General features: G+C 69.0%; 15 protein-coding genes. 8 read left to right on the top strand and 7 right to left on the bottom strand.

Features of this window, described 5'->3' with window-relative positions; translation table 11 throughout:
• The first annotated feature begins 68 nt into the window (after positions 1 to 68).
• The 4 genes from AC07PA_RS31100 (at position 69) to AC07PA_RS31115 (ending at position 11,200) form a co-directional block, all read left to right on the top strand.
• Positions 69 to 7,205, top strand: a complete 7,137-nt coding sequence (locus tag AC07PA_RS31100; RefSeq protein ID WP_494609587.1) for a HAMP domain-containing protein — start codon at positions 69 to 71, stop codon at positions 7,203 to 7,205.
• Positions 7,206 to 7,213: 8 nt separating this feature from the next.
• Positions 7,214 to 8,986 carry an ATP-binding response regulator gene (locus AC07PA_RS31105; RefSeq protein WP_494609586.1) on the top strand — a complete coding sequence of 591 codons (1,773 nt, stop codon included), beginning with the start codon at positions 7,214 to 7,216 and terminating at the stop codon, positions 8,984 to 8,986.
• 48 nt (positions 8,987 to 9,034) lie between these two features.
• Positions 9,035 to 10,090 carry an aminoglycoside phosphotransferase family protein gene (locus AC07PA_RS31110; RefSeq protein WP_494609585.1) on the top strand — a complete coding sequence of 352 codons (1,056 nt, stop codon included), beginning with the start codon at positions 9,035 to 9,037 and terminating at the stop codon, positions 10,088 to 10,090.
• Between the two features lie 135 nt (positions 10,091 to 10,225).
• Positions 10,226 to 11,200, top strand: a complete 975-nt coding sequence (locus AC07PA_RS31115; RefSeq protein WP_494609584.1) for a magnesium and cobalt transport protein CorA — start codon at positions 10,226 to 10,228, stop codon at positions 11,198 to 11,200.
• Positions 11,201 to 11,267: 67 nt separating this feature from the next.
• On the opposite strand, the gene AC07PA_RS31120 is transcribed toward AC07PA_RS31115, so the two are convergent.
• A complete protein-coding gene (locus tag AC07PA_RS31120; RefSeq protein ID WP_494609583.1) occupies positions 11,268 to 12,050 on the bottom strand; it encodes a DUF2491 family protein in 783 nt (260 codons plus the stop codon).
• Complete coding sequence (locus tag AC07PA_RS31125; protein WP_494609582.1) at positions 12,047 to 13,342, bottom strand: hypothetical protein; 1,296 nt, start codon at positions 13,340 to 13,342, stop codon at positions 12,047 to 12,049. The genes AC07PA_RS31120 and AC07PA_RS31125 overlap by 4 nt, the downstream gene beginning before the upstream one ends.
• A gap of 221 nt (positions 13,343 to 13,563) precedes the next feature.
• Here AC07PA_RS31125 and AC07PA_RS31130 point away from each other — a divergent pair, with 221 nt between their 5' ends.
• A complete protein-coding gene (locus AC07PA_RS31130) occupies positions 13,564 to 13,929 on the top strand; it encodes a VOC family protein (RefSeq protein ID WP_494609581.1) in 366 nt (121 codons plus the stop codon).
• 2 nt (positions 13,930 to 13,931) lie between these two features.
• Here AC07PA_RS31130 and AC07PA_RS31135 read toward each other — a convergent pair whose 3' ends face one another.
• A complete protein-coding gene (locus tag AC07PA_RS31135; protein ID WP_494609580.1) occupies positions 13,932 to 14,351 on the bottom strand; it encodes a hypothetical protein in 420 nt (139 codons plus the stop codon).
• 328 nt (positions 14,352 to 14,679) lie between these two features.
• Here AC07PA_RS31135 and AC07PA_RS31140 point away from each other — a divergent pair, with 328 nt between their 5' ends.
• Complete coding sequence (locus AC07PA_RS31140; protein WP_494609579.1) at positions 14,680 to 15,114, top strand: hypothetical protein; 435 nt, start codon at positions 14,680 to 14,682, stop codon at positions 15,112 to 15,114.
• A gap of 22 nt (positions 15,115 to 15,136) precedes the next feature.
• Here the strand turns inward: AC07PA_RS31140 and AC07PA_RS31145 are convergent, their stop codons facing one another.
• The gene (locus AC07PA_RS31145) at positions 15,137 to 15,826 is read right to left on the bottom strand and encodes a Rossmann-fold NAD(P)-binding domain-containing protein (RefSeq protein WP_494609578.1); all 690 of its coding nucleotides are present in this window, start codon (positions 15,824 to 15,826) and stop codon (positions 15,137 to 15,139) included.
• Complete coding sequence (locus AC07PA_RS31150) at positions 15,816 to 17,663, bottom strand: DEAD/DEAH box helicase (protein ID WP_494609577.1); 1,848 nt, start codon at positions 17,661 to 17,663, stop codon at positions 15,816 to 15,818. Before AC07PA_RS31150 ends, AC07PA_RS31145 begins: the two co-directional genes overlap by 11 nt.
• Positions 17,664 to 17,916: 253 nt before the next feature.
• On the opposite strand from AC07PA_RS31150, the gene ettA reads away from it, so the two are divergent.
• Positions 17,917 to 19,578 (top strand): energy-dependent translational throttle protein EttA, encoded by a 1,662-nt coding sequence (gene ettA / locus AC07PA_RS31155; protein WP_145697775.1) that lies wholly within the window; start codon positions 17,917 to 17,919, stop codon positions 19,576 to 19,578.
• 217 nt (positions 19,579 to 19,795) lie between these two features.
• Here ettA and AC07PA_RS31160 read toward each other — a convergent pair whose 3' ends face one another.
• Positions 19,796 to 21,715 (bottom strand): glycosyltransferase family protein, encoded by a 1,920-nt coding sequence (locus AC07PA_RS31160; protein WP_494609576.1) that lies wholly within the window; start codon positions 21,713 to 21,715, stop codon positions 19,796 to 19,798.
• A gap of 428 nt (positions 21,716 to 22,143) precedes the next feature.
• Between AC07PA_RS31160 and AC07PA_RS31165 the strand changes: the two genes are divergently transcribed.
• Positions 22,144 to 24,819, top strand: coding sequence for a DUF1631 family protein (locus AC07PA_RS31165; protein WP_494609575.1), 2,676 nt, complete (start codon positions 22,144 to 22,146; stop codon positions 24,817 to 24,819).
• Positions 24,820 to 24,956: 137 nt separating this feature from the next.
• Here the strand turns inward: AC07PA_RS31165 and AC07PA_RS31170 are convergent, their stop codons facing one another.
• Positions 24,957 to 25,925: a hypothetical protein gene (locus AC07PA_RS31170; protein ID WP_494655416.1), complete on the bottom strand. Its 969-nt coding sequence runs from the start codon at positions 25,923 to 25,925 to the stop codon at positions 24,957 to 24,959.
• Positions 25,926 to 26,004: the final 79 nt, after the last annotated feature.

The raw sequence follows: 26,004 nt of genomic DNA on the forward strand, positions 1-26,004 counted from the left end.
CGCGCTCTCGCGGGGGGCAGGTAGGTTGGTTTGTCTCAACGAAATTCTCGAAAGGCGAGTGCAGTTCCATGACGCAGACCGTTGCACCCGAGTCCGTGGACCAGAAACCGCCAGCCCGCGAGCATGCCCTGGGCGCTTCGGCTCCGGACGCGCTGGGCGAGGCGCGATCGCGGCAGATCCTGTCGGCGCTGCTGTCCTTTGCCGAAGGCGACTTCCAGGCACGCCTGCCGGTCGACTGGCCCGGCACGGACGGCCGCGTCGCCGAAGCCTTCAACCAGACCATCCGGCAGGCCGCGGGGTTCACCGGCGAGGTCGCCCGCCTGAACGAGACGGTCGGCAAGGAAGGCCGGCTGGCGCAGCGCCTCACGGCGCCCGCGGCGCAGGGCAGCTGGGCGGCGCAGGTCGTCGCCCTCAACACCCTGGTGGACGATCTGGTGCGGCCCACCACCGACATCGCGCGCACCATCGGCGCGGTGGCCAAGGGCGACCTCGGCCAGCCCATGGCGCTGCAGGTCGATGGCCGCGCGCTCAAGGGCGAGTTCCACCGCTCGGCCGAGCTCGTCAACACCATGATCGAGCAGCTCTCGGTGTTCACCTCCGAGGTGACGCGCGTGGCGCGCGAGGTCGGCATCGAGGGCAAGCTCGGCGGCCAGGCGCAGGTCAAGGGCGTCTCGGGCGTCTGGAAGGACCTGACCGAGTCGGTCAACCAGATGGCCGGCAACCTCACGGCGCAGGTGCGCAACATCGCCGACGTGACCATTGCCGTGGCCAACGGCGACCTGTCCAAGAAGATCACGGTGGACGTGCGCGGCGAGATCCTGCAGCTCAAGGAGGCGACCAACACAATGGTCGACCAGCTGCGCTCCTTCGCCTCCGAAGTGACGCGCGTGGCGCGCGAGGTCGGCACCGATGGCCGCCTGGGCGGCCAGGCCGTGGTGCCCGGCGTGGCCGGCACCTGGAAGGACCTGACCGACTCGGTCAACTCCATGGCCAACAACCTGACCTCGCAGGTGCGCAACATCGCCACCGTGACCACGGCCGTGGCGCGCGGCGACCTCTCGCGCAAGATCACGGTGGACGTCAAGGGCGAGATCCTGGAGCTCAAGGAAACCATCAACACCATGGTCGACCAGCTCAACGGCTTCTCGTCCGAGGTGACGCGGGTGGCGCGCGAGGTGGGCACCGAGGGCAAGCTCGGCGGCCAGGCCCAGGTGCCCGGCATTGCCGGCACCTGGAAGGACCTGACCGACTCGGTCAACTCCATGGCCAGCAACCTCACGGGCCAGGTGCGCAACATCGCCGGCGTGGCCACCGCCATCGCCAAGGGCGACCTGTCCTCCAAGATCACGGTGGAGGTCAAGGGCGAGATCCTGGCATTGAAGGAAACCATCAACACCATGGTGGACCAGCTCAACGGCTTTGCCAGCGAGGTGACGCGGGTGGCGCGCGAGGTGGGCACCGAAGGCAAGCTCGGCGGCCAGGCCGCCGTGCCCGGCGTGGCGGGCACCTGGAAGGACCTGACCGACAACGTCAACTCCATGGCCAACAACCTCACCGGCCAGGTGCGCAACATCGCCGACGTGACCACGGCCGTGGCGCTCGGGGATCTGAGCCGCAAGATCACCGTGGAAGTGAACGGCGAAATCCTGGAGCTCAAGAACACCATCAACACCATGGTGGACCAGCTCAACGGCTTTGCCAGCGAGGTGACGCGGGTGGCGCGCGAGGTGGGCACCGAGGGCAAGCTCGGCGGCCAGGCCGCCGTGCCCGGCGTGGCCGGTACCTGGAAGGACCTGACCGACAACGTGAACTTCATGGCGTCGAACCTCACGGGCCAGGTGCGCAACATTGCCGAAGTGACTACCGCCGTGGCGCGCGGCGACCTGTCCAAGAAGATCACCGCCGACGTGCGTGGCGAGATCCTGGAGCTCAAGAACACCATCAACACCATGGTCGACCAGCTCAACGGCTTTGCCGGCGAGGTCAGCCGCGTGGCGCGCGAGGTGGGTACCGAAGGGGCGCTGGGTGGCCAGGCGCAGGTGCCCGGCGTGGCCGGCACCTGGAAGGATTTGACCGACAACGTCAACTCCATGGCCAGCAACCTCACCGCGCAGGTGCGCAACATCGCCAACGTGGCGACGGCGGTGGCCAATGGAGACCTCTCCAAGAAGATCACGGTGGACGTGAAGGGCGAGATCCTGGAGCTCAAGAACACCTTGAACACCATGGTGGACCAGCTCAACGGCTTCGCCAGCGAGGTGACGCGCGTGGCGCGCGAGGTGGGTACCGAGGGCAAGCTCGGCGGCCAGGCCCAGGTGCGCGGCGTGGCCGGCACCTGGAAGGACCTGACCGACAACGTCAACTCCATGGCCAACAACCTCACCGGCCAGGTGCGCAACATCGCCGACGTGACCACCGCCGTGGCACGCGGGGATCTGAGCCGCAAGATCACCGTGGAAGTGAACGGCGAAATCCTGGAGCTCAAGAACACCATCAACACCATGGTGGATCAGCTCAACGGCTTTGCCAGCGAGGTGACACGCGTGGCACGCGAGGTGGGCACCGAGGGCAAGCTCGGCGGCCAGGCCGAGGTGCCCGGCGTGGCGGGCACCTGGAAGGACCTGACCGACAACGTGAACTTCATGGCCAGCAACCTCACCGGCCAGGTGCGCAACATCGCCGACGTGGCCACCGCCATTGCCCGCGGCGACCTCTCGCGCAAGATCACGGTCGAGGTCAAGGGCGAGATCCTGCAGCTCAAGCAGACCATGAACACCATGGTCGACCAGCTCAACGCCTTTGCCGAGGAGGTGAGCCGCGTGGCGCGCGAGGTGGGCACCGAGGGCAAGCTCGGCGGCCAGGCCGCCGTGGAGGGCGTGGCCGGCACCTGGAAGGACCTGACCGACAACGTCAACTCGATGGCATCGAACCTCACGGGTCAGGTGCGCAACATCGCCGAGGTGACGATCGCCGTGGCCAACGGCGACCTGTCCAAGAAGATCACGGTGGACGTGCGCGGCGAGATCCTGGAGCTCAAGGAGACCATCAACACCATGGTCGACCAGCTGCGCAGCTTTGCCGCCGAGGTGAGCCGCGTGGCGCGCGAGGTGGGCACCGACGGCAAGCTCGGCGGCCAGGCCCAGGTGCCCGGCGTGGCCGGCACCTGGAAGGACCTGACCGACAACGTCAACTCCATGGCCAACAACCTCACCGGCCAGGTGCGCAACATCGCCGACGTGGCCACCGCCATCGCCCGGGGCGACCTGGGCCGCAAGATCACCGTGGACGTGAAGGGCGAAATCCTGCAGCTCAAGGAGACCATCAACACCATGGTCGACCAGCTGTCGGCCTTTGCCTCCGAGGTGACGCGCGTGGCGCGCGAGGTGGGCACCGAGGGCAAGCTGGGCGGGCAGGCCACCGTGCCCGGCGTGGCCGGCACCTGGAAGGACCTGACCGACAACGTCAACTCCATGGCCAGCAACCTCACGGGCCAGGTGCGCAACATCGCCGAGGTGACGATCGCCGTGGCCAATGGCGACCTGTCCAAGAAGATCACGGTGGACGTGCGTGGCGAGATCCTGCAGCTCAAGGAGACCATCAACACCATGGTCGAGCAGCTGCGCTCTTTCGCCTCCGAGGTGACGCGCGTGGCGCGCGAGGTGGGCACCGAGGGCCGCCTGGGCGTGCAGGCCGTGGTGCCCGGCGTGGCCGGCACCTGGAAGGACCTGACCGACTCGGTCAACACCATGGGCGCCAACCTCACCAGCCAGGTGCGCAACATCGCCGAGGTGACCACCGCCGTGGCGCGCGGCGACCTGAACCGCAAGATCACCGTGGACGTGAAGGGCGAGATCCTGGAGCTCAAGAACACCATCAACACCATGGTGGACCAGCTCAACGGCTTTGCCTCCGAAGTCACGCGCGTGGCGCGCGAAGTGGGCACCGAGGGCAAGCTCGGCGGCCAGGCCGCGGTGCCCGGCGTGGCCGGCACCTGGAAGGACCTGACCGACAACGTGAACTTCATGGCCAGCAACCTGACCGAGCAGGTGCGCGGCATCGTCAAGGTGGTGACCGCCGTGGCCGACGGCAACCTGAGCCAGCGCCTGACGGTGCAGGCCAAGGGCGAGGTGGCGGCGCTGGCCGACACCATCAACGGCATGACCGACACCCTGGCCACCTTTGCCGACCAGGTGACCAACGTGGCGCGCGAGGTGGGCGTGGACGGCCGGCTGGGCGGCCAGGCCAACGTGCCCGGCGCGGCCGGCACCTGGAAGGACCTGACCGGCAACGTCAACCTGCTGGCGGCCAACCTCACCACGCAGGTGCGCGCCATTGCCGAGGTGGCCACTGCGGTGACCAAGGGCGACCTCACGCGCTCCATCCAGGTCGATGCCAAGGGCGAGGTGTCCGAGCTCAAGGACAACATCAACACCATGATCTCCAACCTGCGCGAGACCACCGAGCGCAACCGCGAGCAGGACTGGCTCAAAACCAACCTGGCGCGCTTCACCGGCATGCTGCAGGGCCAGCGCGAGCTCACCACGGTGGGCAAGCTGCTGCTGTCGGAGCTGGCGCCACTGGTCGATGCCCACCAGGGCACGGTCTACCACCTGGACGGCCAGGACGGGGTCGGGGGCGAACTCGCGCGGCTGTCGGGCTATGCCCAGGTGGGCCAGGCGCGGCTGGCCGAGCGGCTGGCCCTGGGCGAAGGCCTGGTGGGCCAGTGCGCGCTGGAGCAAAAGCGCATCCTGCTGACCGGCGTGTCGCCCGACTTCATCCGCATCGGCTCCAGCCTGGGCGAGGCGCAGCGCGTGAACGTGGTGGTGCTGCCGGTGCTGTTCGAGAACCAGACCAAGGCGGTGATCGAGCTGGCCTCGCTGCACCCCTTCACCGCGGTGAACCTGAACTTCCTGGACCAGCTGGCGCTGAACATCGGGGCCGTGATCAACACCATCGAGGCGACCATGCGCACCGAAGGCCTGCTCACCCAGTCGCAGCAGCTCACCGCCGAGCTGCAGTCGCGCCAGAGCGAGCTGCAACAGACCAACGAGGAGCTGGGCACCAAGGCGCGCCTGCTGGCCGAGCAGAACGCCGAGGTGGAGCGCAAGAACACCGAGGTCGAGCAGGCGCGCGGGGCTCTGGAGGAAAAGGCCTCGGAGCTGGCGCTGACCTCCAAGTACAAGTCGGAGTTCCTGGCCAACATGTCGCACGAGCTGCGCACGCCGCTCAACTCCATCCTCATCCTGAGCCAGCAGCTGGCCGAGAACGGCGCGCGCAACCTCTCGCCCAAGCAGATCGAGTTCTCGCGCAACATCAACTCCTCGGGCACCGACCTGCTGCACCTGATCAACGACATTCTGGACCTGTCCAAGATCGAATCGGGCACGGTCACGGTGGATGTGGAGGAGATCAGCTTCGCGGCGCTGCGCGACAACATCGACCGCAACTTCCGCCACGTGGCCGAGGCCAAGAACCTGCCGTTCCACATCCGCTTCGAGCGCGACCTGCCGCGCTCCATGGCCAGCGACCCCAAGCGCCTGCAGCAGATCCTGAAGAACCTGCTGTCCAACGCGGTCAAGTTCACGAGCCAGGGCCAGGTCGAGGTGCGCGTGGGCATCGCCAAGGTCGGCTGGACGCCCGAGCACCCGGTGCTGCGCCAGGCGCAGCAGGTGGTGGCCTTCGCGGTGGAGGACACCGGCATCGGCGTGGCGCCCGAGAAGCAGCGGCTCATCTTCGAGGCCTTCCAGCAGGCCGATGCCGGCACTTCGCGCAAGTACGGCGGCACCGGCCTGGGCCTGGCCATCAGCCGCGAGCTGGCGGTGTTGCTGGGCGGTGAGATCCGGCTGACCAGCGTCTTCGGCCAGGGCAGCGTGTTCACCCTGTACCTGCCGCTGGAGCATGTGGACGCCGAGGCCACCGGGCCGCGCGGGCCGGCGGAGTTGGCCGAGCAGGCCACGAGCCGCGCGCTGGCCACGCTGGGCGGCCTGCGCGAGGAGCAGGTGGCCGACGACCGCGAGGCCATCATCCCGCAGGACCAGGTGCTGCTGATCATCGAGGACGACCCGCACTACGCGCGCATCCTACTGGGCCTGGCGCGCGAGCACGGCTTCAAGGGCATCGTCGCCAACAAGGGCGCGCTGGGCCTGGCGCTGGCGCGCGAGTACCGGCCGGCGGCCGTGTGCCTGGACATCTTCCTGCCCGACATGCTGGGCTGGACGGTGCTCAACCAGCTCAAGCTCGACCCGGCGCTGCGCCACATCCCGGTGCAGATCATCACCCAGGAGGAGGAGCGCCAGCACGGGCTGTCGCACGGCGCCTTCGCCTACCTGGTCAAGGGCCCCACCACCACCGGCCTGGAGGCGGCGTTTGGCCGCATCAAGGACTTCATCGTGCCACGCACCAAGCGCCTGCTGGTGGTCGAGGACAACGAGATCGAGCGCGCGGCCGTGCTCGAGCTGCTGGGCAACGACGACATCGAGATCGTGCCCGCCCCGAGCGGCGGCGAGGCGCTGCAGGCGCTCCGGGCCGAGCCCTTCGACTGCGTGGTGCTGGACCTGCGCCTGCCCGACATGAGCGGCTTCGAGCTGCTCGAGCAGGTGCGCGCCGAACCGGCCTGGTCGCAGCTGCCGGTGGTGGTGTTCACCGGCAAGGACCTGAGCCGCAGCGAGCAGGAGCGGCTGCAGACGCTGTCGCGCAGCATCATCCTCAAGGACGTGCAGTCGCCCGAGCGCCTGCTCGACGAGACCGCGCTCTTTCTGCACCGGGTGATCACCGAGCTGCCGCCCGACAAGCAGGCCATGCTCGAGCGCCTGCACAACTCGTCCGACGCGCTGCGCGGGCGTAAGGTGCTGGTGGTGGACGACGATGCGCGCAACATTTTCGCGCTGACCTCGGTGCTGGAGAACCATGCCGTGGAGGTCATCAGTGCCACCAACGGCCGCCAGGCCATCGAGATCATCGACCGCACGCCCGAGCTGTCGATGGTGCTGATGGACATCATGATGCCGGAGATGGACGGCTACGAGACCATGCGCGAGATCCGCAAGGACCGCCGCTTCGGCACGCTGCCCATCCTGGCGCTCACGGCCAAGGCCATGAAGGGCGACCGCGAGAAATGCCTGGAGGCCGGTGCCAGCGACTACATCGCCAAGCCGGTGAACACCAACCAGCTGCTCTCGCTGATGCGCGTATGGCTGCACCGCTGAGCCCGGGCATGACGACCATGGTCCCTGTTTCTCCCGACCTTCCGGTGCCCGCCGCCACCCCGGTGGAAGAGGGCGGCACCGGCGCGCCCGCCACGCCCGAGGCGGACCCCGGCGTGCCCGTGAAGATCCTGGTGGTGGACGACGAGCCCTCGAACCTGGCCGTGATGGAGGCGGTGTTCCAGGACTCGGGCTACAGCCTGGTGTACGCCTCGTCGGGCTCCGAGGCGCTGATGGCGCTGATGACCCACGAGTTCGCGGTGCTGGTGCTGGACGTGAACATGCCGGACATGACCGGCTTCGAGCTGGCGCAGCTGATCAAGCAGCGCAAGAAGACGGCGCACGTGCCCATCATCTTCCTGACCGCCTACTTCAACGACGACCAGCATGTCGTCGAAGGCTACGGCAGCGGCGCCGTGGACTACCTGCACAAGCCCTTCAACGTGGGCGTGCTGCGCTCCAAGGTGGCCATCTTCGCCGATCTGTACCGCAAGACCCTGGCGCTGGAGCAGCTGAACCAGGCCCTGGTGCAGGAGGTCGCGGAACGCGGCGCCGCCGAGGAGCAACTGCGCCTGCTCAACGAAACCCTGGAGCGCCGGGTGCAGGAGCGCACCCATGCGCTGCAGTTGCGCGACGCGCAGCTGCGCGAGGCCGACCGGCGCAAGGACGAGTTCCTGGCCACGCTGGCGCACGAGCTGCGCAACCCGCTGGCCCCGGTGAGCTACGCGCTCAGGCTGCTGCGCCTGAAGGGCGAGCAGGCGCCGCATGTCGAGCGCGCGGCCCACCTCATCGACCGGCAGGTCAAGTCCATGAGCCGGCTGATCGACGACCTCATGGACGTGAGCCGCATCAACCAGGGCAAGATCCAGCTGCACAGCAGCCGCGTGGCGCTGGCCGGCATTCTGCAGGACGCCATCGACGCGGCCCGGCCCATGATCGACGAGCAAAAGCACACGCTGGAGATGCAGCTGCCGCCCGCGTCGCTCACGCTCGAAGGCGACCCGACCCGCCTGGCCCAGGTGTTCATGAACCTGCTGCTCAACGCGGCCAAGTACATGGACGCCGGCGGGCGCATCGAACTGTCGGTCGACACCTCGGCCGAGGAGGCCCGGGTCACGCTGACCGACCAGGGCATCGGCATCGCCCCCGGCCGCCTGGAAAAGGTGTTCGAGATGTTCTCGCAGGAGGAGGCCGCACTGTCGCGCTCGCGCGGCGGCCTGGGGATCGGCCTGGCCCTCACGCGGCGCCTGATCGAGCTGCATGGCGGCGCGATCGCGGCCTTCAGCGAGGGCGTGGGCCGCGGCAGCTCCTTCGTGGTGCGCCTGCCCCTGGTCGGCCCGGCCGAGCGGGCGGCCGTGGCGCTGAACGCCGGTGCCGCGCAGGGCGCCCGCGCGGCGGCGCCGCTGCGCATCCTGGTGGCCGACGACAACCAGGACGCGGCTGACGCCCTGGCCGAGCTGCTGGGCGCGCTGGGCCACACGGTGCACTGCGTCTACGATGGCGAGGCCGCGGTCGAGGCGGCGCGGCACTTCGATCCCGAGCTGGTGCTGCTGGACATCGGCATGCCCCGGCTCAACGGCTACGAAGCCTGCCGCGCCATCCGCGCCCTCGGGGGCCGAAGCCTGCTGCAGCTGTGGGCCATCACCGGCTGGGGGCAGGCGCAGGACATGCGCTGGGCGCGCGAGGCCGGCTTCGACCACCACCTGGTCAAGCCCGTCAGCCCCGATACGCTGATCGGCATGCTCGCCGACGCGGCGCCGGCCCGGTCTGCCGCGCCGGGCTGAAAGGCTTCGGCCACAATCACCCGCCGACCACCATACCCCAGGGAACCATTGGACCCCACCATCCTCGCGCGCCTGCTGGCGCCGGCCTTTCTGGCCGAACACATGGCGCGTCAACCGGCGTGTCACCTGGCGCTGCAGGGCGCCACGCTGCGCTCTGCAACCCCCCGGGAGATCGATGCCCCGGGCTACCTCTCCGACCTGACGGGCGTGGTGCTGGACTGGGGCGATGCAGTCGCCGGCGTCCCGGCACGCGCCGTGCTCAAGGTATCGCACCCCGGCTTCGGCCAGCCGGAGCTGCCGTTCTACGAGACCATTGCTGCGCGCCTCGCCAGCCCGGTGATTCCCCGCTTCTACGCCGGTGGCGTGGACGAAGCCACGGGACGCACCTGGCTGCTGATGGAGGACTTGTCGGAGTCGCACCAGCGCCCCAGCGAGGCGCCGCTGCCGCCGACCCTGGCACGCAATGCGCAGATCGTCGAGGCGCTGGCGCGCTTTCATGCCGCCGGCCGGGATGCCGGCCAGGCGCCGGTCACGGGCGGCACCACGCTGTGGGAGCGCCTGCGCGCATCGGACTGGCAGGACGGCGCCTGGCAGCGCCTGCAGGCCCAGGCCGGTGATGCACTGGACGAACGCACGCGGGGCATGTACGCCCAGTTCCTGCGCGGGTTTGGGGCCCTGGTGGAGCGCGCCGACCGGCTCTCCCAGCGCACCTGGGTCCACGGCGACGCCCACGTCTGGAACTGGATGGTGCCGCGCGAGGGCAACGCCGCCGGGGTGGCCAAGCTCATCGACTGGGACGGCTGGCACCTGGGCGTGGGCGTCTGGGACCTTGCGTACATGATGGCGCTGCAATGGGACCGCCGCGTGCGCGCACGCTTCGAGATGCCGCTGCTCGACCGCTACCATGCAGCGCTCGTGGCCAGCGGGGTGGGCGACTATTCACGCGAGACCCTGCAGCAGGACTACCGGCTGGCGGTGCTGCTGCACCTGCGCACGCCCCTGGCGCGCTTTGCGCGGGGCATGTCGGCCTATGTCTGGTGGCCGCAGATCGGCCGCGTTGCAGATGCCGTGGAAGACCTGGGCTGCCTGGAGCTGCTGGGCTGAGGTGCAGTCCCATGCATCCCCGGACCGGGGCCGGGGGGAGGGCGGCGGTTCCCCGGCAGTGAGGGCAAAGACTGCAGGGACTGCCTTGGGCGCGTGGCACCATGCCGCCTGCAGCCACAAACCAGGAGGGTCCCCATGTTGATCAATTGCGTTGCGTACGAGAATGGCACCAAGCTGGGGGACATCCCCGTCGCCGACATCAGCGAATGCATCGTGAGGCCGGGGTGCTTCGTATGGGTCGCGCTTGCCGACGCCACGCCCGAAGAGCTCGATGAAATGCGCGGAGAGTTCGGCCTGCACGAACTGGCGGTGGAAGACGCACACCACGGCCACCAACGGCCCAAGGTCGAAGAGTACGGCGCCTCGCTGTTCGTGGTGATGCACCTGCTGGAGCCCGAGCCCGAGCGGCCCGGGCACTTTCACGCGGGCGAGGTCGATGTCTTCGTGGGGCCCAACTACGTGCTGTCGGTGCGCAATCGCAGCAAGCAGGGGTTCCTGGGCGTGAGGGACCGCTGCGAGCGCGAACCCGACCTGCTGCGGCACGGCTCGGGGTTCGTGCTGTATGCGCTGATGGACGCCGTGGTCGACCGCTACTTTCCCATCATCGACGCCCTGGAGGTCGAGCTCGAAAAGATCGAGCACCAGATCTTCACCAAGAAGGCGGCGCGCGACAGCATCGAGCAGCTCTACCACCTCAAGCAGCGCGTCATGCTGCTCAAGCACGCCGTGTCCCCCCTGCTCGAGGGCGCAAGCAAGCTCCATGGCGGGCGCGTGCCGCAGATCTGCATGGGATCGCAGGAGTATTTCCGGGACGTGGTGGACCACCTGGTGCGCATCAACGGCCTGATCGAGGGCATGCGCGACACCATCGGCACGGCCATCCAGGTCAACCTGTCGATGGTGACCATTGAGGACAACGAGATCACCAAGCGCCTGGCATCCTGGGCCGGCATCTTTGCGATCTGCACCGCCTTCGTGGGCGTCTGGGGCATGAACTTCGAGTACATGCCCGAGCTGAAATGGCGCTACGGCTACCCCGGTGCACTGCTGCTGATCGTGAGCGTGTGTTCCTACGTCCACTACCGCTTCCGCAAGGCCGGTTGGCTGTAGCGCTAGCTAGCTGGCCTCCTGCATGGAGTATCACGATCTCCATGTCCTGCAGCGCCGAAATACGCACTTAGTGCACGGCCACGAAGTCCGCACCCAGCACCAGGCCCACCATGAAGTCCACGTGGATCTCGCGGCGCGTGGCATCGCCGTCCTGCTCCTGGACGATCTCGGTGCAGATCAGCAACTGCTCCTCGCCGCCGCCCGCCACGCCGCGGCGGTAGGGCATGAACACCACGTCCTGGCGCAGGCCGTTGCGGCCCAGGCGGTCGTCGATGCGGTTCTCGGTACCACGGAAGGGGGCGATGTGCTCCTGCGCGGGGCTGCCGGCGCTGCGCGTGTAGTCGATGGTGTCGCCGTCACCGAAGGCCTGCTCCACCAGGGCCTGGGGCAGGCCCAGCCCGTCGAACTGCGCGCGGTGCAGGCTGAAGCGGATCTGCCCCAGGCCCGCGCCGTCTTCGCCCAGGAAGGCCGCCTGCTCTTCCTCGCTGGCCGGAATCAGGCGCAGGATGCGGTGGTAGTAGACCAGCTCCCGGGCCTCGCCCTCGGGGTCGGTGTAGACCTGCAAAAAGCACTCCGGGCCGTCGCCCCGGTCGCCGCGCGCGGTGTACAGGCGGTGCACGGCGCCCTGCAGGTCGGCCGAGCGCAGGCGCGAGATCGCCTCGACCTGCACCAGGTCCGTAGGGGCGGGCACCAGCGTGTCGGTCGCCAGGCGGAAGGGCGCGGCGTCAAAACTGATCGAGCCGCCGATGCGCCCGCCCAGGGGCACGCCGGCATCGGCCGCGGGGGCCGGTGCATCGCCGCGCCCGCCCAGAAGACCCCGCGCCCGGGCCAGGGCCTGGGACCAGCTCACAGCACGTACCTCTGGGTCTGCTCTGCGGCCTGCGCCTTGAGCCGCCTGGCCCGGATGTACAGGCCGATCACCAGGGCCCCCAGCGTGATGAAGATCCACGCACCGCCCAGCCCCGAATCTGCTGGTGCCGGGGCCGGGGGCACGCGCGCCGCCGCATCCTTGAACGGGGTGCTGCCGTCGCCCACGGTGGCCAGGCCCCCGATAGCCGATCCACCGCTGTCGGTGCCCGTTGCAGAGGGCGGGGCCGTTCCCGCAGTGGCCGCCGTGGCCAGGGCCGCGCCAGCCACGGCGCCAGCGGCAATGCCCACTCCCGTGCCCAGCCCCATGCCATTGCGCGGGGCCGAGGGGCGCGCGGGGCGGTCGTCCACCGGCCACTGTGCTTGTTGCTGCTGTTGCCGCTGCGCGCGGTAGGCCCGCTCGTTCGCTTCGTCCAGCGCGCGCTGGCGCTGATCGGCCACCCGTTCGGCCTGGATGCGCCGGTCACGCTCATACGCCGCCGTGGCACCGCCCACGCCCACGCCTGCGGGTGCATAGCCGCCGAAGTTCGGGCCTGCTGGGGCGGGTGGTTGGCGCTGCAGTTGCGCCGCTGGGGCGGCACTCGGCTGCCGGGCGTTGGCAATGGCCGCGGCCGCCTGCGCCTCGGCGCGTGCCGCCTGCGGCAACGGCTGTGCCGCGGGCTGCTGCCGGTTGTCGAACGAGCGCATCGCCTGGTTGCGGGCCGTGCTGTTCGACAGGTCGTTGGCCACCGAGCTGTTCGGCCGGACCGCCTGCAGGGGCGGGGCTGCGGGGGATGGCTTGGTGGCTTCCGTCTTCTGGCTGCCGCCGCCAAAGCTGCCGAAACTGGTCGCCGGCTGGGGCTTGCGCTCTGGCCGCCCGGAGGCCTGGTCGGCGGGGGCCGCATCCTTCTTGGCGGGCGCGCTGCCGAACGAGCCGAAGCGGGTCGGGCGGTCGTCGGAGCGCGCAGGGGACGCCGCTGGTGCCGCGCGCGACGGCGCCGCAGCGCTCTCGCGCTTGGCCGACGAAGACGATGAGGACCCGAAGGAGCCAAAGCTCTGCCGGGGGGCGGACGAGGGTGCGGGCTTCGCGCTGCTGCTGTTACTGCCGCCGCTGCCGGACTTGCTGCCCGAATCCTTGGCCAGGACCGGGCCGCCCGCCAGTGCCAGCACCAGGCCGGCGATGGCCAGCAAACCGGTCCAGCGAGGGGCCCCGGTGTGGCGCTGGGAGGACAGGCCAGCCGCGTCGTCGCGGGGCAGGGGGGCATCAACGCGGGGACGTCGGTCGGCAGATCTCATGGGGCGGTGAAGAGCGTGCAGGCCGGGGTGCGCCCCGGGCCGTTGGGACAGGAGGGCCATTATGCTGCGGGCGCCTGGATGCTGCTGCCGCGGGCCGGGGCAGCACCCTCAGGCGAGGGCAGAATGCGGCCCAGGGCCGGCCGGCATTCCACACCCCGCCGTTCCAGCGAACCCGGCCAGCGCCCCGTGCGCAGCGGCCAAGGAAGAAGGAGACAAGCACCATGGGAATGGAGACACTGGAAATCAAGGCCTATGTCCCGGCACGCGACTTTGCGCTGTCGCGCCGCTTCTACACCGACCTCGGCTTTCGCGAAGAACTGCTCTCACCGGACATGGCCTACTTCAACGCCGGCCACTGCAGTTTTCTGCTGCAGAACTTCTACGTGAAGGAGCACGCCGAGAACTTCATGATGCACCTGATGGTGGCCGACGTGCAGGCCTGGTGGGAGAGGGTCGTGTCCCAGGACCTGGCCTGCCGCTATGGCGTACGCGTGATTGCGCCGCAGGACCAGCCCTGGGGCATCCGGGACTTCTGCCTGGTCGATCCGACCAGCGTGCTGTGGCGCATCGGGCAGAGCATCGAATAGCCTTAGGCTGCGGCCGCAATCTTGGGGGGCGCAGCAATCCGGCACGCCACCCAGGCCCCCGCCGTAAACGACGCGGAGAGCACCGCCGTGGCCAGCATCCCGCCGCCCATCGCCGGGAACACGGCCCACGGCCAGGCGGCGGACACCCCCATGGCCACCGGCCAGCGCAGCAGGCCCAGCCGTGACAGCAGGTAGAACAGCACGGCGTGGAAGACCGCGACCACCAGGTACAGCACGGGCCAGGCCATCAGGGTCATGAAGATGGTGCGCGTGTAGCCATCATCGGGTGTGCCGTCGGGCAGCAGCAGGGGCAGCGAGAAGAACTCGACCACCACCACCAACAGGGGCGCCAGCAGCGCCAGCGCCGAGCCGGCGAGGACGGCGATGGTGAATCGTGCAAGAAAGGGGCGTGGTCGTGGCATGGGTGTGCGGCTGCGAAAGTGCTCTGGATGGCGCCCGATTGTTGCGTGCGGCCCCGCATTCCGTATGAGGCGGGCGTGAAGTCGTGGCAGCAGGCGGTGGCGAGGCGGGCCGCCTTCATGCGTGACTGCGCAGGCCGCCATGCAGCGCTTGCATGGCCTTGTTGCTTTTTGCGCCGAGGGGCCTGGCTGTTACGAAGGCTTGCATGTTCGGTGGATGCGCGCACCTATTCTTGGCTGCGATTTCCATGGACAGTGGCGCCGCCTGCGGCGCGTTGCCATGGCGGCATCGCAGAACGAACAAGCAAATATCCAGAGGGAGAAGAACACCATGGCCCAGAACGACAACCGCACCACCATCGCCCGAGCCGCCGCCGCGGCGGCCATCGCCATCACGGCCGCCATGGCCGGCCTGCTGCCGCAGGCCCATGCGCAAGCCACGGCGCGCGACGTGGCCGTCGTGGCCGAGTCCGATGGCCCGCAGGCCCAGCGCCTGGGGGCCCTGGTGACTGAGGGCATCCGCAAGAGCAGCTCCATGCGCTACCAGGACGCCGCCGCCAAGGCCCAGCTCACGGTGCGCATCGCCACCATGTCGGCGCAGGATGCGGGCTCCATCGTCTATTCCGCGACCTGGGTCTCGACCCGCAAGGACACCCTCATCGACCGGCAACTGGCCACCTGCGATGTCGAGCGCATCGCAGCGTGCGCCGATGCGGTGGTGGCCAAGACGGATACGGTGCGCGCGTCGCTGGCTGGCAAGAAATAAGCAAGCTGCGAGGCTGCGGCGCTCAATCCGGCTGCAGCTCCCGCCCCATCAACACCCGCACCTGCGGCACCCCCTCGCGCGGCCCCGCCTGCACGGCCCGCACCAGCGCGCGCGCCACGTCGGCACCCGGGCGGGCGCGGTAGTTGGCGGGGATGATCGGGTCCAGCAGCTTGAAGGCCTGGATGGAGAGGGACTCGGCCGCGCGCGGCGCCTGGCCCAGGGCCTGGCGTTCGCCCAGCAGCAGGGAAGGGCGCGCGATCACCAGCGTGGCGAAGCCCAGGCTCTTGAGCGCCTGCTCGACCTCGCCCTTGGTGCGGTTGTAGAAGATGCGGGAGTGGGCATCGGCGCCCATGGCCGTGACCACGCCGCAGCGGGTGGCACCGGCCGCCAGGGCGGTGCGTGCCGTGGCGATCACGGCATCCAGGTCCACGGCGCGAAAGGCCTGCTGGCTGCCTGTCGCCTTGATGGTGGTGCCGAGCGTGATGTACACGTCGTCCACATGCTCCGGCAGGCCGGGCACGACGGGCCTTGCGCCCAGCGTGGAGAAGTCCACGGCATGCAGGTGCAGCCGTGGATGGGGTGCAAGGTCCGGTGCGCGCCGGCCCTGGGCATGCAGGACATGCACCTGGGGCGGCGCAGCGCCGGGCGCTGCTGTTGCTGCTGTCGTTGGGTTGTTGTTGTCTGCGGTCGCCGTGGGGCGATCAGCGTCCAAAAGAGCCGCGAGAACCGCCCGGCCCACGAGACCCGTTGCCCCGGCCACCACCACCACCGCCGCCGCCACCACCGCCATAGCCACCACCTCCAGAGTTGCCGCCACGATAGCCGCCACCGCCACGGCGGCCGCCGCCCATGCTGTCCACGCTGGTGCGCATGGGGTCAGGCTGGCCGCCGGCCGCGCTGCCGGAATGGCGATGGCCCGGGTTGCTGTGGCCCGAATGCGTGCCCAGGTGGGCATTGGGGCGTGGTGGTTGGTCATCGTAACGGCCGCTGCCGCCGCCGCCTTCGTAACCGCCGCCGCCGCCACCACCGCCGCCGGAGCGGCCGCGTGCAGGGGCCTGGCCACCGGCACGTGCGCCGCCGCCCTGGCCGCCACCACCACCACCGGCACGGGCGCCACGCGGGCCATTGCCGCCACCACCGCCGCCTGCGGCTGCGCCGCCACCGGCGCGGCCACCACGGCCGCCACCGCCACCACCATTGCCACCACCGGCAGGGCGGGGACCGCGGTCGCCGCCGCCACCACCGCCGCCAGCACCCTGGCCGGCCTTGTTGGTGCGGATGCGTTCCATCATTTCGCTGCGGGCGGCCTTGGCGGCGGCCTGCATCACGTCACGGCTCGGGGGCTTGCCTGCGCCGCCCCAGATGGTCTGGCGGCCCATGGCGATGGGCTCGGCCTTCTCGCCTGGCTCGGGGCCGAAGCCGTCGATGACCTGCACGGGGATCTGCTGCTTGGTGAAGCGCTCGATCTCCATCATGAAGCCTTCTTCGTCCATGCAGACCAGGCTCACGGCTTCGCCGCTGTTGCCCGCGCGGCCCGTGCGGCCGATGCGGTGCACGTAGTCTTCCGAGACGTTGGGGATTTCGTAGTTCACGACGTGCGGCAGCTCGTCGATGTCGATACCGCGCGCGGCGATGTCGGTGGCCACCAGGGCGCGGATGTCACCGCTCTTGAAGCCGGCCAGGGCCTGCGTGCGGGCGCTCTGGCTCTTGTTGCCGTGCAGCGCCATGGCGTTCACGCCGTTCTTGGTCAGGAACTCGGCCACGTTGTTGGCGCCGAACTTGGTGCGCGTGAACACCAGCACCTGGCTCCAGTTGTGCTGCTGGATGATGTGCAGCAGCACCTGCTTCTTCTTGCCGCGGCCCACGGGGTGGATCACCTGGGTGATGCGCTGCACCGTGGTGTTGCTCGGCGTGACCTGGATGCTCTGGGGGTTCTTGAGCAGGGTGTTGGCCAGGTCGCGGATCTCGTCGCTGAAGGTGGCCGAGAACAGCAGGCTCTGCTTTTCGCGGGGCACCAGGGCCAGCACCTTCTTCACGTCGTGGATGAAGCCCATGTCCAGCATGCGGTCGGCTTCGTCGAGCACCAGCACCTGCACGGTCGACAGGTCCAGGAAGCCCTGCTGCTGCAGGTCCAGCAGGCGGCCGGGGGTGGCCACCAGGATGTCCACGCCGCGCTTGATGCGGTCGATCTGCGGGTTCATGCCCACGCCGCCGAAGACGACGGTGGAGTTGATATCGAGGTATTTGCCGTATTCGCGTACGGACTCTTCCACCTGGGCGGCGAGTTCGCGCGTGGGGGTCAGCACCAGGGCACGGATGCCCTTGCCGCCGAATTTGTTCTTGGGCGCTGCACTTTGCGAGAGGCGGTGCAGCAGGGGCAGGGTGAACGCGGCGGTCTTGCCGGTGCCAGTCTGTGCGCCGGCCAGCAGGTCGTGGCCTGCGAGAACGGCGGGAATGGCCTGGGCCTGAATGGGCGTGGGGGTTTCGTAGCCCGTTTCGTGCACGGCCTTCAGGATGGCAGGAGCCAGGTTCAGTTCGTCAAATGTCATGTCGTTGAATGCGCCCGTCCGGGGCGCCGGGTGTCGGCCTGTCGTACAACCGGTAGGTTGCCGAGCCAGTCTCAAGCCGACGAGGTTCAAGGGTGGGAGCCCAGAGGCTGAAATGCCTCTTTCGTCCCCAGCGGTGTGCTGATGTGGCGGGCAACTGGAGCCCGTCACGGTGCGTATTGTCGCATGGCCTGATAATCATGCCCTGAACGCAGAATTCTTCTGCCCAAATTTCGCAGGTACAAGACTCAAGCAAATGGCTCAATACGTATTTTCCATGAACCGGGTCGGCAAGATCGTGCCGCCCAAGCGCCAGATCCTCAAAGACATCTCCCTGAGCTTCTTCCCGGGCGCCAAGATCGGCGTGCTGGGCACCAACGGCTCGGGCAAGTCCACCCTGCTCAAGATCATGGCGGGCGTGGACAAGGAAATCGAGGGCGAGGCCATCCCCATGGCCGGCCTGAACATCGGCTACCTGCCCCAGGAGCCGCAGCTCGACCCCGAGCAGACGGTGCGCGAGAGCGTGGAAGCCGCCATGGGCCGGGTGATGACCGCCAAGGCCCGCCTGGAAGAGGTGTACACCGCCTACGGTGAAGAAAACGCCGATTTCGACGCGCTGGCTGCCGAACAGGCCGAGCTCGAAGCCATCATCGCCACGGCCGGCACCGATTCCGAGCACCAGCTAGAAATCGCCGCCGACGCGCTGCGCCTGCCCCCGTGGGACGCCAAGGTCGGCCTGCTGTCCGGCGGTGAAAAGCGCCGCGTGGCCCTGTGCCGCCTGCTGCTGTCCAAGCCCGACATGCTGCTGCTCGACGAACCCACCAACCACTTGGACGCCGAGTCCGTGGACTGGCTGGAGCAATTCCTGCAGCGCTACTCGGGCACCGTGGTGGCCATCACCCATGATCGCTACTTCCTGGACAACGCGGCCGAGTGGATTCTGGAACTCGACCGGGGTTCCGGCATTCCCTACAAGGGCAACTACAGCGACTGGCTGACCCAGAAGCAGGCCCGCCTGGAGCAGGAGCAAAAGGGCGAGGAATCGCGCGCCAAGGCCCTGAAGAAGGAACTGGAATGGTCGCGCCAGAACCCCAAGGCCCGCCAGGCCAAGAGCAAGGCCCGCCTGGCCCGCTTCGAGGAGCTGTCGGACTTCGAGTACCAGAAACGCAACGAAACCAACGAAATCTTCATCCCCGTGGCCGACCGCCTGGGCCATGAAGTGATCGAGTTCGTCAACGTCACCAAGTCCTTCGGTGACCGCGTGCTCATCGACAACCTGAGTTTCAAGGTGCCCGCGGGCGCCATTGTCGGCATCATCGGCCCCAACGGCGCCGGTAAATCCACGCTGTTCCGCATGATCGCCGGCAAGCAGGATCCGGACAGCGGCACCGTCAAGATCGGTTCCACCGTGAAAATGGCCTTCGTGGACCAGACGCGCGACGACCTCTCGGACGACAAGACCGTGTGGGAAGACGTCTCGGGCGGCCTCGACATCCTGAACGTGGGCAAGTTCCAGATGGCCAGTCGCGCCTACTGCGGCCGATTCAACTTCAACGGCGGCGACCAGCAAAAGAAGGTCGGCATGCTGTCGGGCGGTGAGCGCGGACGCCTGCACCTGGCCAAGACCCTGATCGCGGGCGGCAACGTGCTGATGCTCGATGAACCATCGAACGATCTGGACGTGGAAACCCTGCGCGCCCTGGAAGACGCGCTGCTCGAGTTCGCCGGCACCATCATGGTCATCAGCCATGACCGCTGGTTCCTGGACCGCATCGCCACCCACATCCTGGCCTGCGAGGGCGACAGCCAGTGGACCTTCTTCGACGGCAACTACCAGGAGTACGAGGCCGACAAGAAGAAGCGCCTGGGCGAAGAGGGCGCCAAGCCCAAGCGCATGCGCTACAAGGCTTTGAAATAAGTACAACCCCCTGAGGCGCTTCGCGCCTCGGTGCCTGCGCCAGAGGCGGCGGCCCTTCGGGCACGTCCAAGCCTGCGCAGGCAGGCTTGGAGCCGCGGCCCTCAGCCCCTTCGCCCGACTTGCTGCGCAATTCGGGAAGGGGGACGCTCCCAGCGCGGCGGGGCGGCCCTTGCGCGGGAGCACTGGCTCAGGTCGCGCCAGTTTCTAAGGTCTGGTGCTATGGCCCCTTCTTCGGAGGGACCGGGTCTTGAGCTGGGACTCCGGGCGTGCGCTGTACCCGGGTCGGTTTGGGTGTCAGGGCGCTGTCGCAGCGTTGGCTGTCGGGCAGTTTCAGCATCATGATCTGGTGTTCCTGCCCGGGCAGCTGGCTGAAGGTGATGGCGCAGAATTCCTTGGCGCTGGCCTGGGCCGCCTGTTCGGTGGCGAAGGTCAGCGTGGCATGGAAGCCCGATCCCTGCATGTCCTGGCGGCCGAAGGTCTGGGCCACGTCGGGCCGCTGCACCGTCTCCATGCTGCTGGCCTGGGGCATCTGCTCGAAGCCCACGAACGCCAGTTTGCGCCCGGGCCCCAGGGTGGGGGTCCAGCCCTCCACGTTCATTTGGTTCCCGAGCACGCTCACGTTGTCCACGGCGCCGCCAAAGGCATGGGCCAGGGAATGCAGGGGCCGCTTCATCGGCAGCACGAAGAGGTCACTGCGCATGCGGGCCGCAAGGGCGGCCTCTTGCTGTGCAGGCGGAATGTCACCCAATCGCACCATGCAGGAGCAGCCGTCATCCCAGGTCACCACGCGGCTGCGCTCCTGCGCCGTGGCCGGGTAGTGCCATGCCAGCGCGGGTGCGGTGTGGTGGACCTGGGGCTCCATTGCCTGGCGCGCCTGGAACACGCTCATGGCCTGCAGGATCATGCCGTTGGCCTGCGCCTGGGGCTGCAGCAGCATCTGGCCGGGTGGTGGCGCCAGCGCAAAGCCATAGTAGGCCTCGAACATTGCCGCAATGGGGCGGTCGTGCTGGCGCTGCACCCAGGCCTGCTGGCCCGCCGCCGCCACGAACACGGGCAGTGCCACCTTGTGCCAGCCTGCCAGGCGCCGGGGCCATGGCAGGGCCCACAGCACGCAGGCAGCCACCCAGGGCACCCACAGGATGCGGGCGTTGCCCATCCATTCAAAACCGGGCCCCACCACGAACAGCAGCGGGAAAACCGCGACCACGATGGCAACCCCTGCGCCCAGGGCCAGGGGCATGCGTCTGTTGGCCGGCTGTGCCGCCAGGCCCGCCCCCAGACATGCCAGGCACAGGCCGGTGGCCACCAGGCCCAGGGTCCCGGCTCCCAGCAGGCCTTCGCTCAGCGTCCGGGCGATGGCGCCCAGCACGCCGCCAACGGCTTGCCAGCCGTCCAGGGCCACGCGGGTGTACCCTCCCACGCCCTGGAACACATGGATGCGAAAGGCTGCGTAGGCGACGGCCACCAGCAAGGCCGGCACCGCATAGCGCCAGCGCGCCAGGGCCGATGGCGAGCCAGCTGGGGGTGGTACGAACAACAGCAGGGCGATCCAGGGGACATAGATCTCCTTGCACAGGCATGACAGCAGGTACATCCCTGCCGCAAGCAGGCTCCAGCGCCATTGCAGGGACCGCATCGCGTGGACCTGCGCCCACAGCGCCAGGCAGGCGAATGCCAGGCCGTCCAGGTAGTGCCCCACCATCAACTGCTGCGCCATCTGGAACGCCGGTGCGCCCAGGAGCAGCAGGGCGGCTGGCAACAATGCCTGCCAGCGTCCCAGCCAGTGGCACAGCAGCAGGTACAGAGCCCATGCCGCGCAGGACAGGGAAATCAGGTGGTGCAGGTAATAAGGCCAGGGGTTGAAGCCAAAGAGCGCGGAGTTGACCTGGTAGAGGAAGACGTTCCAGGGCGCAATCTGGCTGGAGGAGACGAAGCGGGTCACCTGCGGGTCCAGGAAGACGGAGCCGGGGGAGTACTGTGTTGAATACAGTAGGTTCTGCCCGTCGTCCCAGCGCCAACCCCCCTGCAGCGCACTGCCATGCAGTGCCAGGGCCAGCAGGCACAACAGCGCCAGTGCCAGGAGATGCCCGCGCCAGGACGGTGGGCTGTTCTGCGAAGTCCGCAAGGATGAATTCATAGGCAAGGCAAAAGCGCAGCCGGCGGAGCCGGCAGTGCGCAGGGGTTAAGCTGGCGGTGTCGTTTGCGCGTTGCACCCGCACCACGCCACTGCGCCATGGCGGCATGCGCTGTCCAGCGCATGGACCTGGGGCATTTCCGCCGAATGGCTCCCCGCTGTGTGAAAGCGGGGGTGTCTCTCAGTCCAGCGATTGTGCATGGAACATTCACTGTAAGATCGAACGACCGGTAGCGTGGTCCATGGCGTTTCAGGGCTGTGGCTGGGGTCTGGCATCCCGAACCATGCGCCTGCGCAGGGTGCTGGCAGTCCGTTCGTGGCCGTGTTCCCACCGGCCGGCAAGGATTTATGCACAGGGCCCCGAGGTCAAGTAGGATTGCAGCTGGAAACGATTTTTTCGAATTTTCCTATTTCGCCTTTTTCCGCCCACCATGTCCCAGCCAGCGTCCCGTTCGAGATCCGTTTTCCGTGCCTGCGTGGTCAACGCGGTGCGTGGCGGCGAAGTGCTCATGGAAAAGCTGGTGGCGGTCACCCGCAGCGCGCTGACGGCCGAAGAAAGCACGGTCCGCAACATCCAGCAACGCAACCTGGCCAGTGACAGCCTGCGCCTGCTGGGCCAGCACGAGGCGACCCTGGTCAAGGGCTACTCCATGGCCCTGCTGGAGATCTTTGCCGAAGGCCCGGCCGCGGCCCCGGGCAGCAAGCCCCGGGCTGCCGATGACATGGGCATGGACTTTGGCGAGCTGTCGCTCCTGGACGAGAGCGAAGTGCAGAACCAGGTGGAGCTGGCCCGTGCCCAGCAACTGGCCGCGCACGCCACCGAGGCGGTGCTGGCCGAGCTCAACACCCTGGTCAGCTCGGCCCAGGGCCTGCGCAGCGTGCAACCCGAGCGCAACCCGCTGCGGCCCGAAAGCTACATCCGCGCCCTGCAGCAGGTGGTGGGCGAGACCGGCGTGAACGCCGAGGTGCGCGGGCTGTGGATGCAGCACATGCGCGACCTGCTGGGCAAGCTGCTGGTCGACGAATACAAGGGCATGGTCAAAAGCCTGCGCGACAACGGTGTGGAACCCGTGGGCTACGCCGTCGTCGGCGCGCCGGGCGCCCGCACCGGCTACGGCGGCCTGCAGGGCGGCGGTGGCAATTCCGGCAGCGCCGGCTATGGCGGTGGCTACGTGGGCCACAGCCATGGCGGCCCCATGGCCGGCCCCAGCGGCTTTGGCAGCCCGGGCTACGGCAACACCGGTTATGGCAACACCGGCTACGGCCGCGGCGGTTATGGCGGCGGTGGTGGCAACAACAACTGGAGCGGCGACCCCGGCAACAACTGGAACGGCGATGCCCAGGTGCCCATGATGTCACCGCAGGCCGCGGCCGCCGAGGAGGCGCTGCTCACCGTGGGCATCCTGCGCCAGATGCTGGCCGGCGGCGATCCGTTCGACCCGCGCTCCTATGGCGGGCCGGGCATGGGCGGCGGCGTTCCGTCGCAGCCCGCCAGCATGCATTCGGGCCTGGGCGGCAGCAGTGGCTACAGCAACTCCGCGGCCGCAGCGGCAGCCGAGGCCATCGACGACATGGCCCAGCTCGAACGCCTGGTCGTCCGCCTGGCCGGTGGGCAGCAGGCCCCGGCCATGCCCCAGGTCATGGTGCCTGGGCACCAGGCACCCCAGGTCATGGTGCCGGGTCACCAGGTGCCCCAGGGCGGCTGGGCCCCCACCACGCCAGGCACGGCACCCCAGCACCTGTACACGGTGCCGGGCATGCCCTACCAGCAGATCTACACCGTGCCCGCGGTGGCCCCGCACGACCCGCCGGCCATGGCCGCCGAAGTGGTGGGCCGCATGATGGAGAACATCGCGCGCGATTCGCGCCTGCTGCCCTCGGTGCAGCGCGCCGTGCAGAACCTGGAACCCGCGCTCAAGCACCTGGTGCGCCGCGACCAGACCTTCTTCACCGAGCCCGGCCACCCGGCACGCGTGCTGCTCGACGAGATGACCCAGCGCAGCCTGGCCTTCCCTGACGAGAAGGCCCCCGGCTTCGCCCGATTCATCCGCCTGCTCAACGAATCCGTGGGCTACCTGGCCGGCATCGAGATCAAGGACGCCACCCCGTTCGAGACCGTGCTCAAGGCCCTGCAGGCCGCTTGGAACTCGCAGGTGCAGAAGGCCAAGGCCCGCCAGGCCGAAAAGGACAAGGCCGCGCTGCTGGCCGAGCAGCGCGAAATGCTGGCCGGCAAGATCGCCGCCGACATCAGGAAGCTGCCCGATCTGGAGCGCGTGCCGGCCGACGTGCTCGACTTCGCCGCCGGCCCCTGGGCCGAGGTGGTGGCCCTGGCCCAGGTCTCGCAGGCCGATGGCGGCGAGGACGACCCCGGCGGCTACCTGGCCCTGGTGCCCGTGCTGCTGTGGAGCGCCCAGCCCGAGCTCACCCGCACCGAGCCCGAACGCCTGTCCGAAGCCATTCCCGGCCTGCTCGTCAAGCTGCGCGAAGGCCTGCAGACCATCGACCACCCGGCCGCCAAGACCAGCGCCTTCCTGGAGCGCCTGGTGGGCCTGCACCAGGACGCCTTCGAGCGCGCCAACTTCGCCAAGATCACCCTCGATCCCGAGGATGCTTCCCGTGCGCCGGACTCGCGCGACCCCATGGACTCCGTGGCAGCGGTCGCTGGCTACGACGACAGCGCCCAGGCCCCGGTGGACAGCGCTGCCCCGGCAGCGGCTGCGGCGCTTGCAGCCGCCCCTGCCGAGCCCTATGCCGAATTCGTCGTCGGCGCATGGGTCGAGCTCATCACCAACGGCCGCGCCGTGCGCACCCAGCTCACCTGGACCAGCCCGCACGGCACGCTGTTCCTGTTCACCGCGCCGGACAACAGCACCCAGTCCATGACGCGCCGCATGCGCGACAAGCTGGCCGACGAAGGCTCCCTGCGCGTGGTGCCCGCCCCCAAGGTGCGCCCACCGGTGCCGGCGCCCACGCGGGCAGGCGGCATCGCCACCACCCGCGGCAGCCTGCCGGCACCGCTGGAGACCTCGCGCGGCAAGCTTGGCAGCGCGCCCAGCAGCAAGCAGGCACCGCTGTCGGGCAAGCCGTCGTCTTCCAAGGGGCGCTGAGCGGCACCCATGTCCTGGCAGCGTGCCTCGGCCGCCCAGGGCAGAACACACACCAAGGCAGTGCAGCGGGCTTGCGCAGCCCCGCGCTCAGGCGTGTCGGGGCGCCCGGGCTGCTGCTGCAGCCCCGCCACCCATCCTCAACGGGTGGGTGGAGGTATCAGCACCCGGTCGCAGCGCTTGTGGCCCTGCACGGGCAGCAGCAAGAACTGGTGCTCCTGGCCCGGCAGGTGGCCGGTGACCAGGGCGCACAGCGCCTGGCTGGCCGCCTGGGCGCTGGCTTCGTCGGCAAAGCCCAGCGTGGCGCGAAAGCCCGCGTGCAGCATGTCGGGCCGCTGGTAGGCCTTCACGATGTCGGGGCGCTCGGTGCTGACCAGTTCTTCCAGGCGGGCCTGGGCCTCGGGGGGCAGGCCCGTGATCACCAGCTTGCGGCCGGGGCCGATGGTCGGCGTCCAGCCGGACAGGTGCAGCTGGCGGCCCGCGACGGTCATCGCGTCGATGGAGCCTGCATACCCATGGGCCACGCGCGGCAGGGTCTTGCCCAGCGACAGCACGGCCCCGGCATTGGACAGCTGGGACCGGATCGCGTCGTCCTGCTTGTCTGGCGGCAGGCTGTCGAGAGGCACCAGGCACAGGCACGCCTCGCTCCACACCCGGATGCGCGCGCGCTCGGCGGCATCGGTCGGGGGCGTGCGCAGCAGGGCCGGGCGGGCATGGGGCTGGCCCGGTTCGAGCACCCCCTGCGCCGCATGCGCGTTCATGATCATCGAGGTCATGGAGATGGGCGAGAAGAACTCGAACGGCGCCAGGATCTGCCCCGCAGGCGGCTGCATCGCAAAGGCGTAGTGCGCCTCGAACATGGCGTCGATGGGCCGGTCGTGCGCGCGCTGGGCCAGCGACTGTTGCGCCACCGCCGCCACGAAGACGAGCAGGGCGGCCAGCTTCCAGCGGGCCAGGCGCGCGGGCCATTTCAGCGACCACAGCACGCACGCGGCGGCCCAGGGAACCCAGAGAAAGCGCGTGTAGGCCATCCAGTCCGCATAGGCCTGCACCGCGAACAGCAGCGGAAAGACCACGACCACGGCCACAGCCCCCAGCCCCACCAGCATGCGGGGGCGGGGGGGGGGGGGGGGGGGGGGGGGGGGGGGGGGGGGGGGGGGGGGGGGGGGGGGGGGGGGGGGGGGGGGG

It is taken from the genome of Acidovorax sp. GW821-FHT09B03 (assembly GCF_059418305.1).

Coding starts and splice junctions, on each gene's coding strand:
- AC07PA_RS31100 (WP_494609587.1), top strand. CDS start 69: ATGACGCAGACCGTTGCACCCGAGTCCGTGGACCAGAAACCGCCAGCC.
- AC07PA_RS31105 (WP_494609586.1), top strand. CDS start 7,214: ATGACGACCATGGTCCCTGTTTCTCCCGACCTTCCGGTGCCCGCCGCC.
- AC07PA_RS31115 (WP_494609584.1), top strand. CDS start 10,226: ATGTTGATCAATTGCGTTGCGTACGAGAATGGCACCAAGCTGGGGGAC.
- AC07PA_RS31125 (WP_494609582.1), bottom strand. CDS start 13,342: ATGAGATCTGCCGACCGACGTCCCCGCGTTGATGCCCCCCTGCCCCGC.
- AC07PA_RS31130 (WP_494609581.1), top strand. CDS start 13,564: ATGGGAATGGAGACACTGGAAATCAAGGCCTATGTCCCGGCACGCGAC.
- AC07PA_RS31135 (WP_494609580.1), bottom strand. CDS start 14,351: ATGCCACGACCACGCCCCTTTCTTGCACGATTCACCATCGCCGTCCTC.
- AC07PA_RS31140 (WP_494609579.1), top strand. CDS start 14,680: ATGGCCCAGAACGACAACCGCACCACCATCGCCCGAGCCGCCGCCGCG.
- AC07PA_RS31150 (WP_494609577.1), bottom strand. CDS start 17,663: ATGACATTTGACGAACTGAACCTGGCTCCTGCCATCCTGAAGGCCGTG.
- ettA (WP_145697775.1), top strand. CDS start 17,917: ATGGCTCAATACGTATTTTCCATGAACCGGGTCGGCAAGATCGTGCCG.
- AC07PA_RS31160 (WP_494609576.1), bottom strand. CDS start 21,715: ATGAATTCATCCTTGCGGACTTCGCAGAACAGCCCACCGTCCTGGCGC.
- AC07PA_RS31165 (WP_494609575.1), top strand. CDS start 22,144: ATGTCCCAGCCAGCGTCCCGTTCGAGATCCGTTTTCCGTGCCTGCGTG.
- AC07PA_RS31170 (WP_494655416.1), bottom strand. CDS start 25,925: ATGCTGGTGGGGCTGGGGGCTGTGGCCGTGGTCGTGGTCTTTCCGCTG.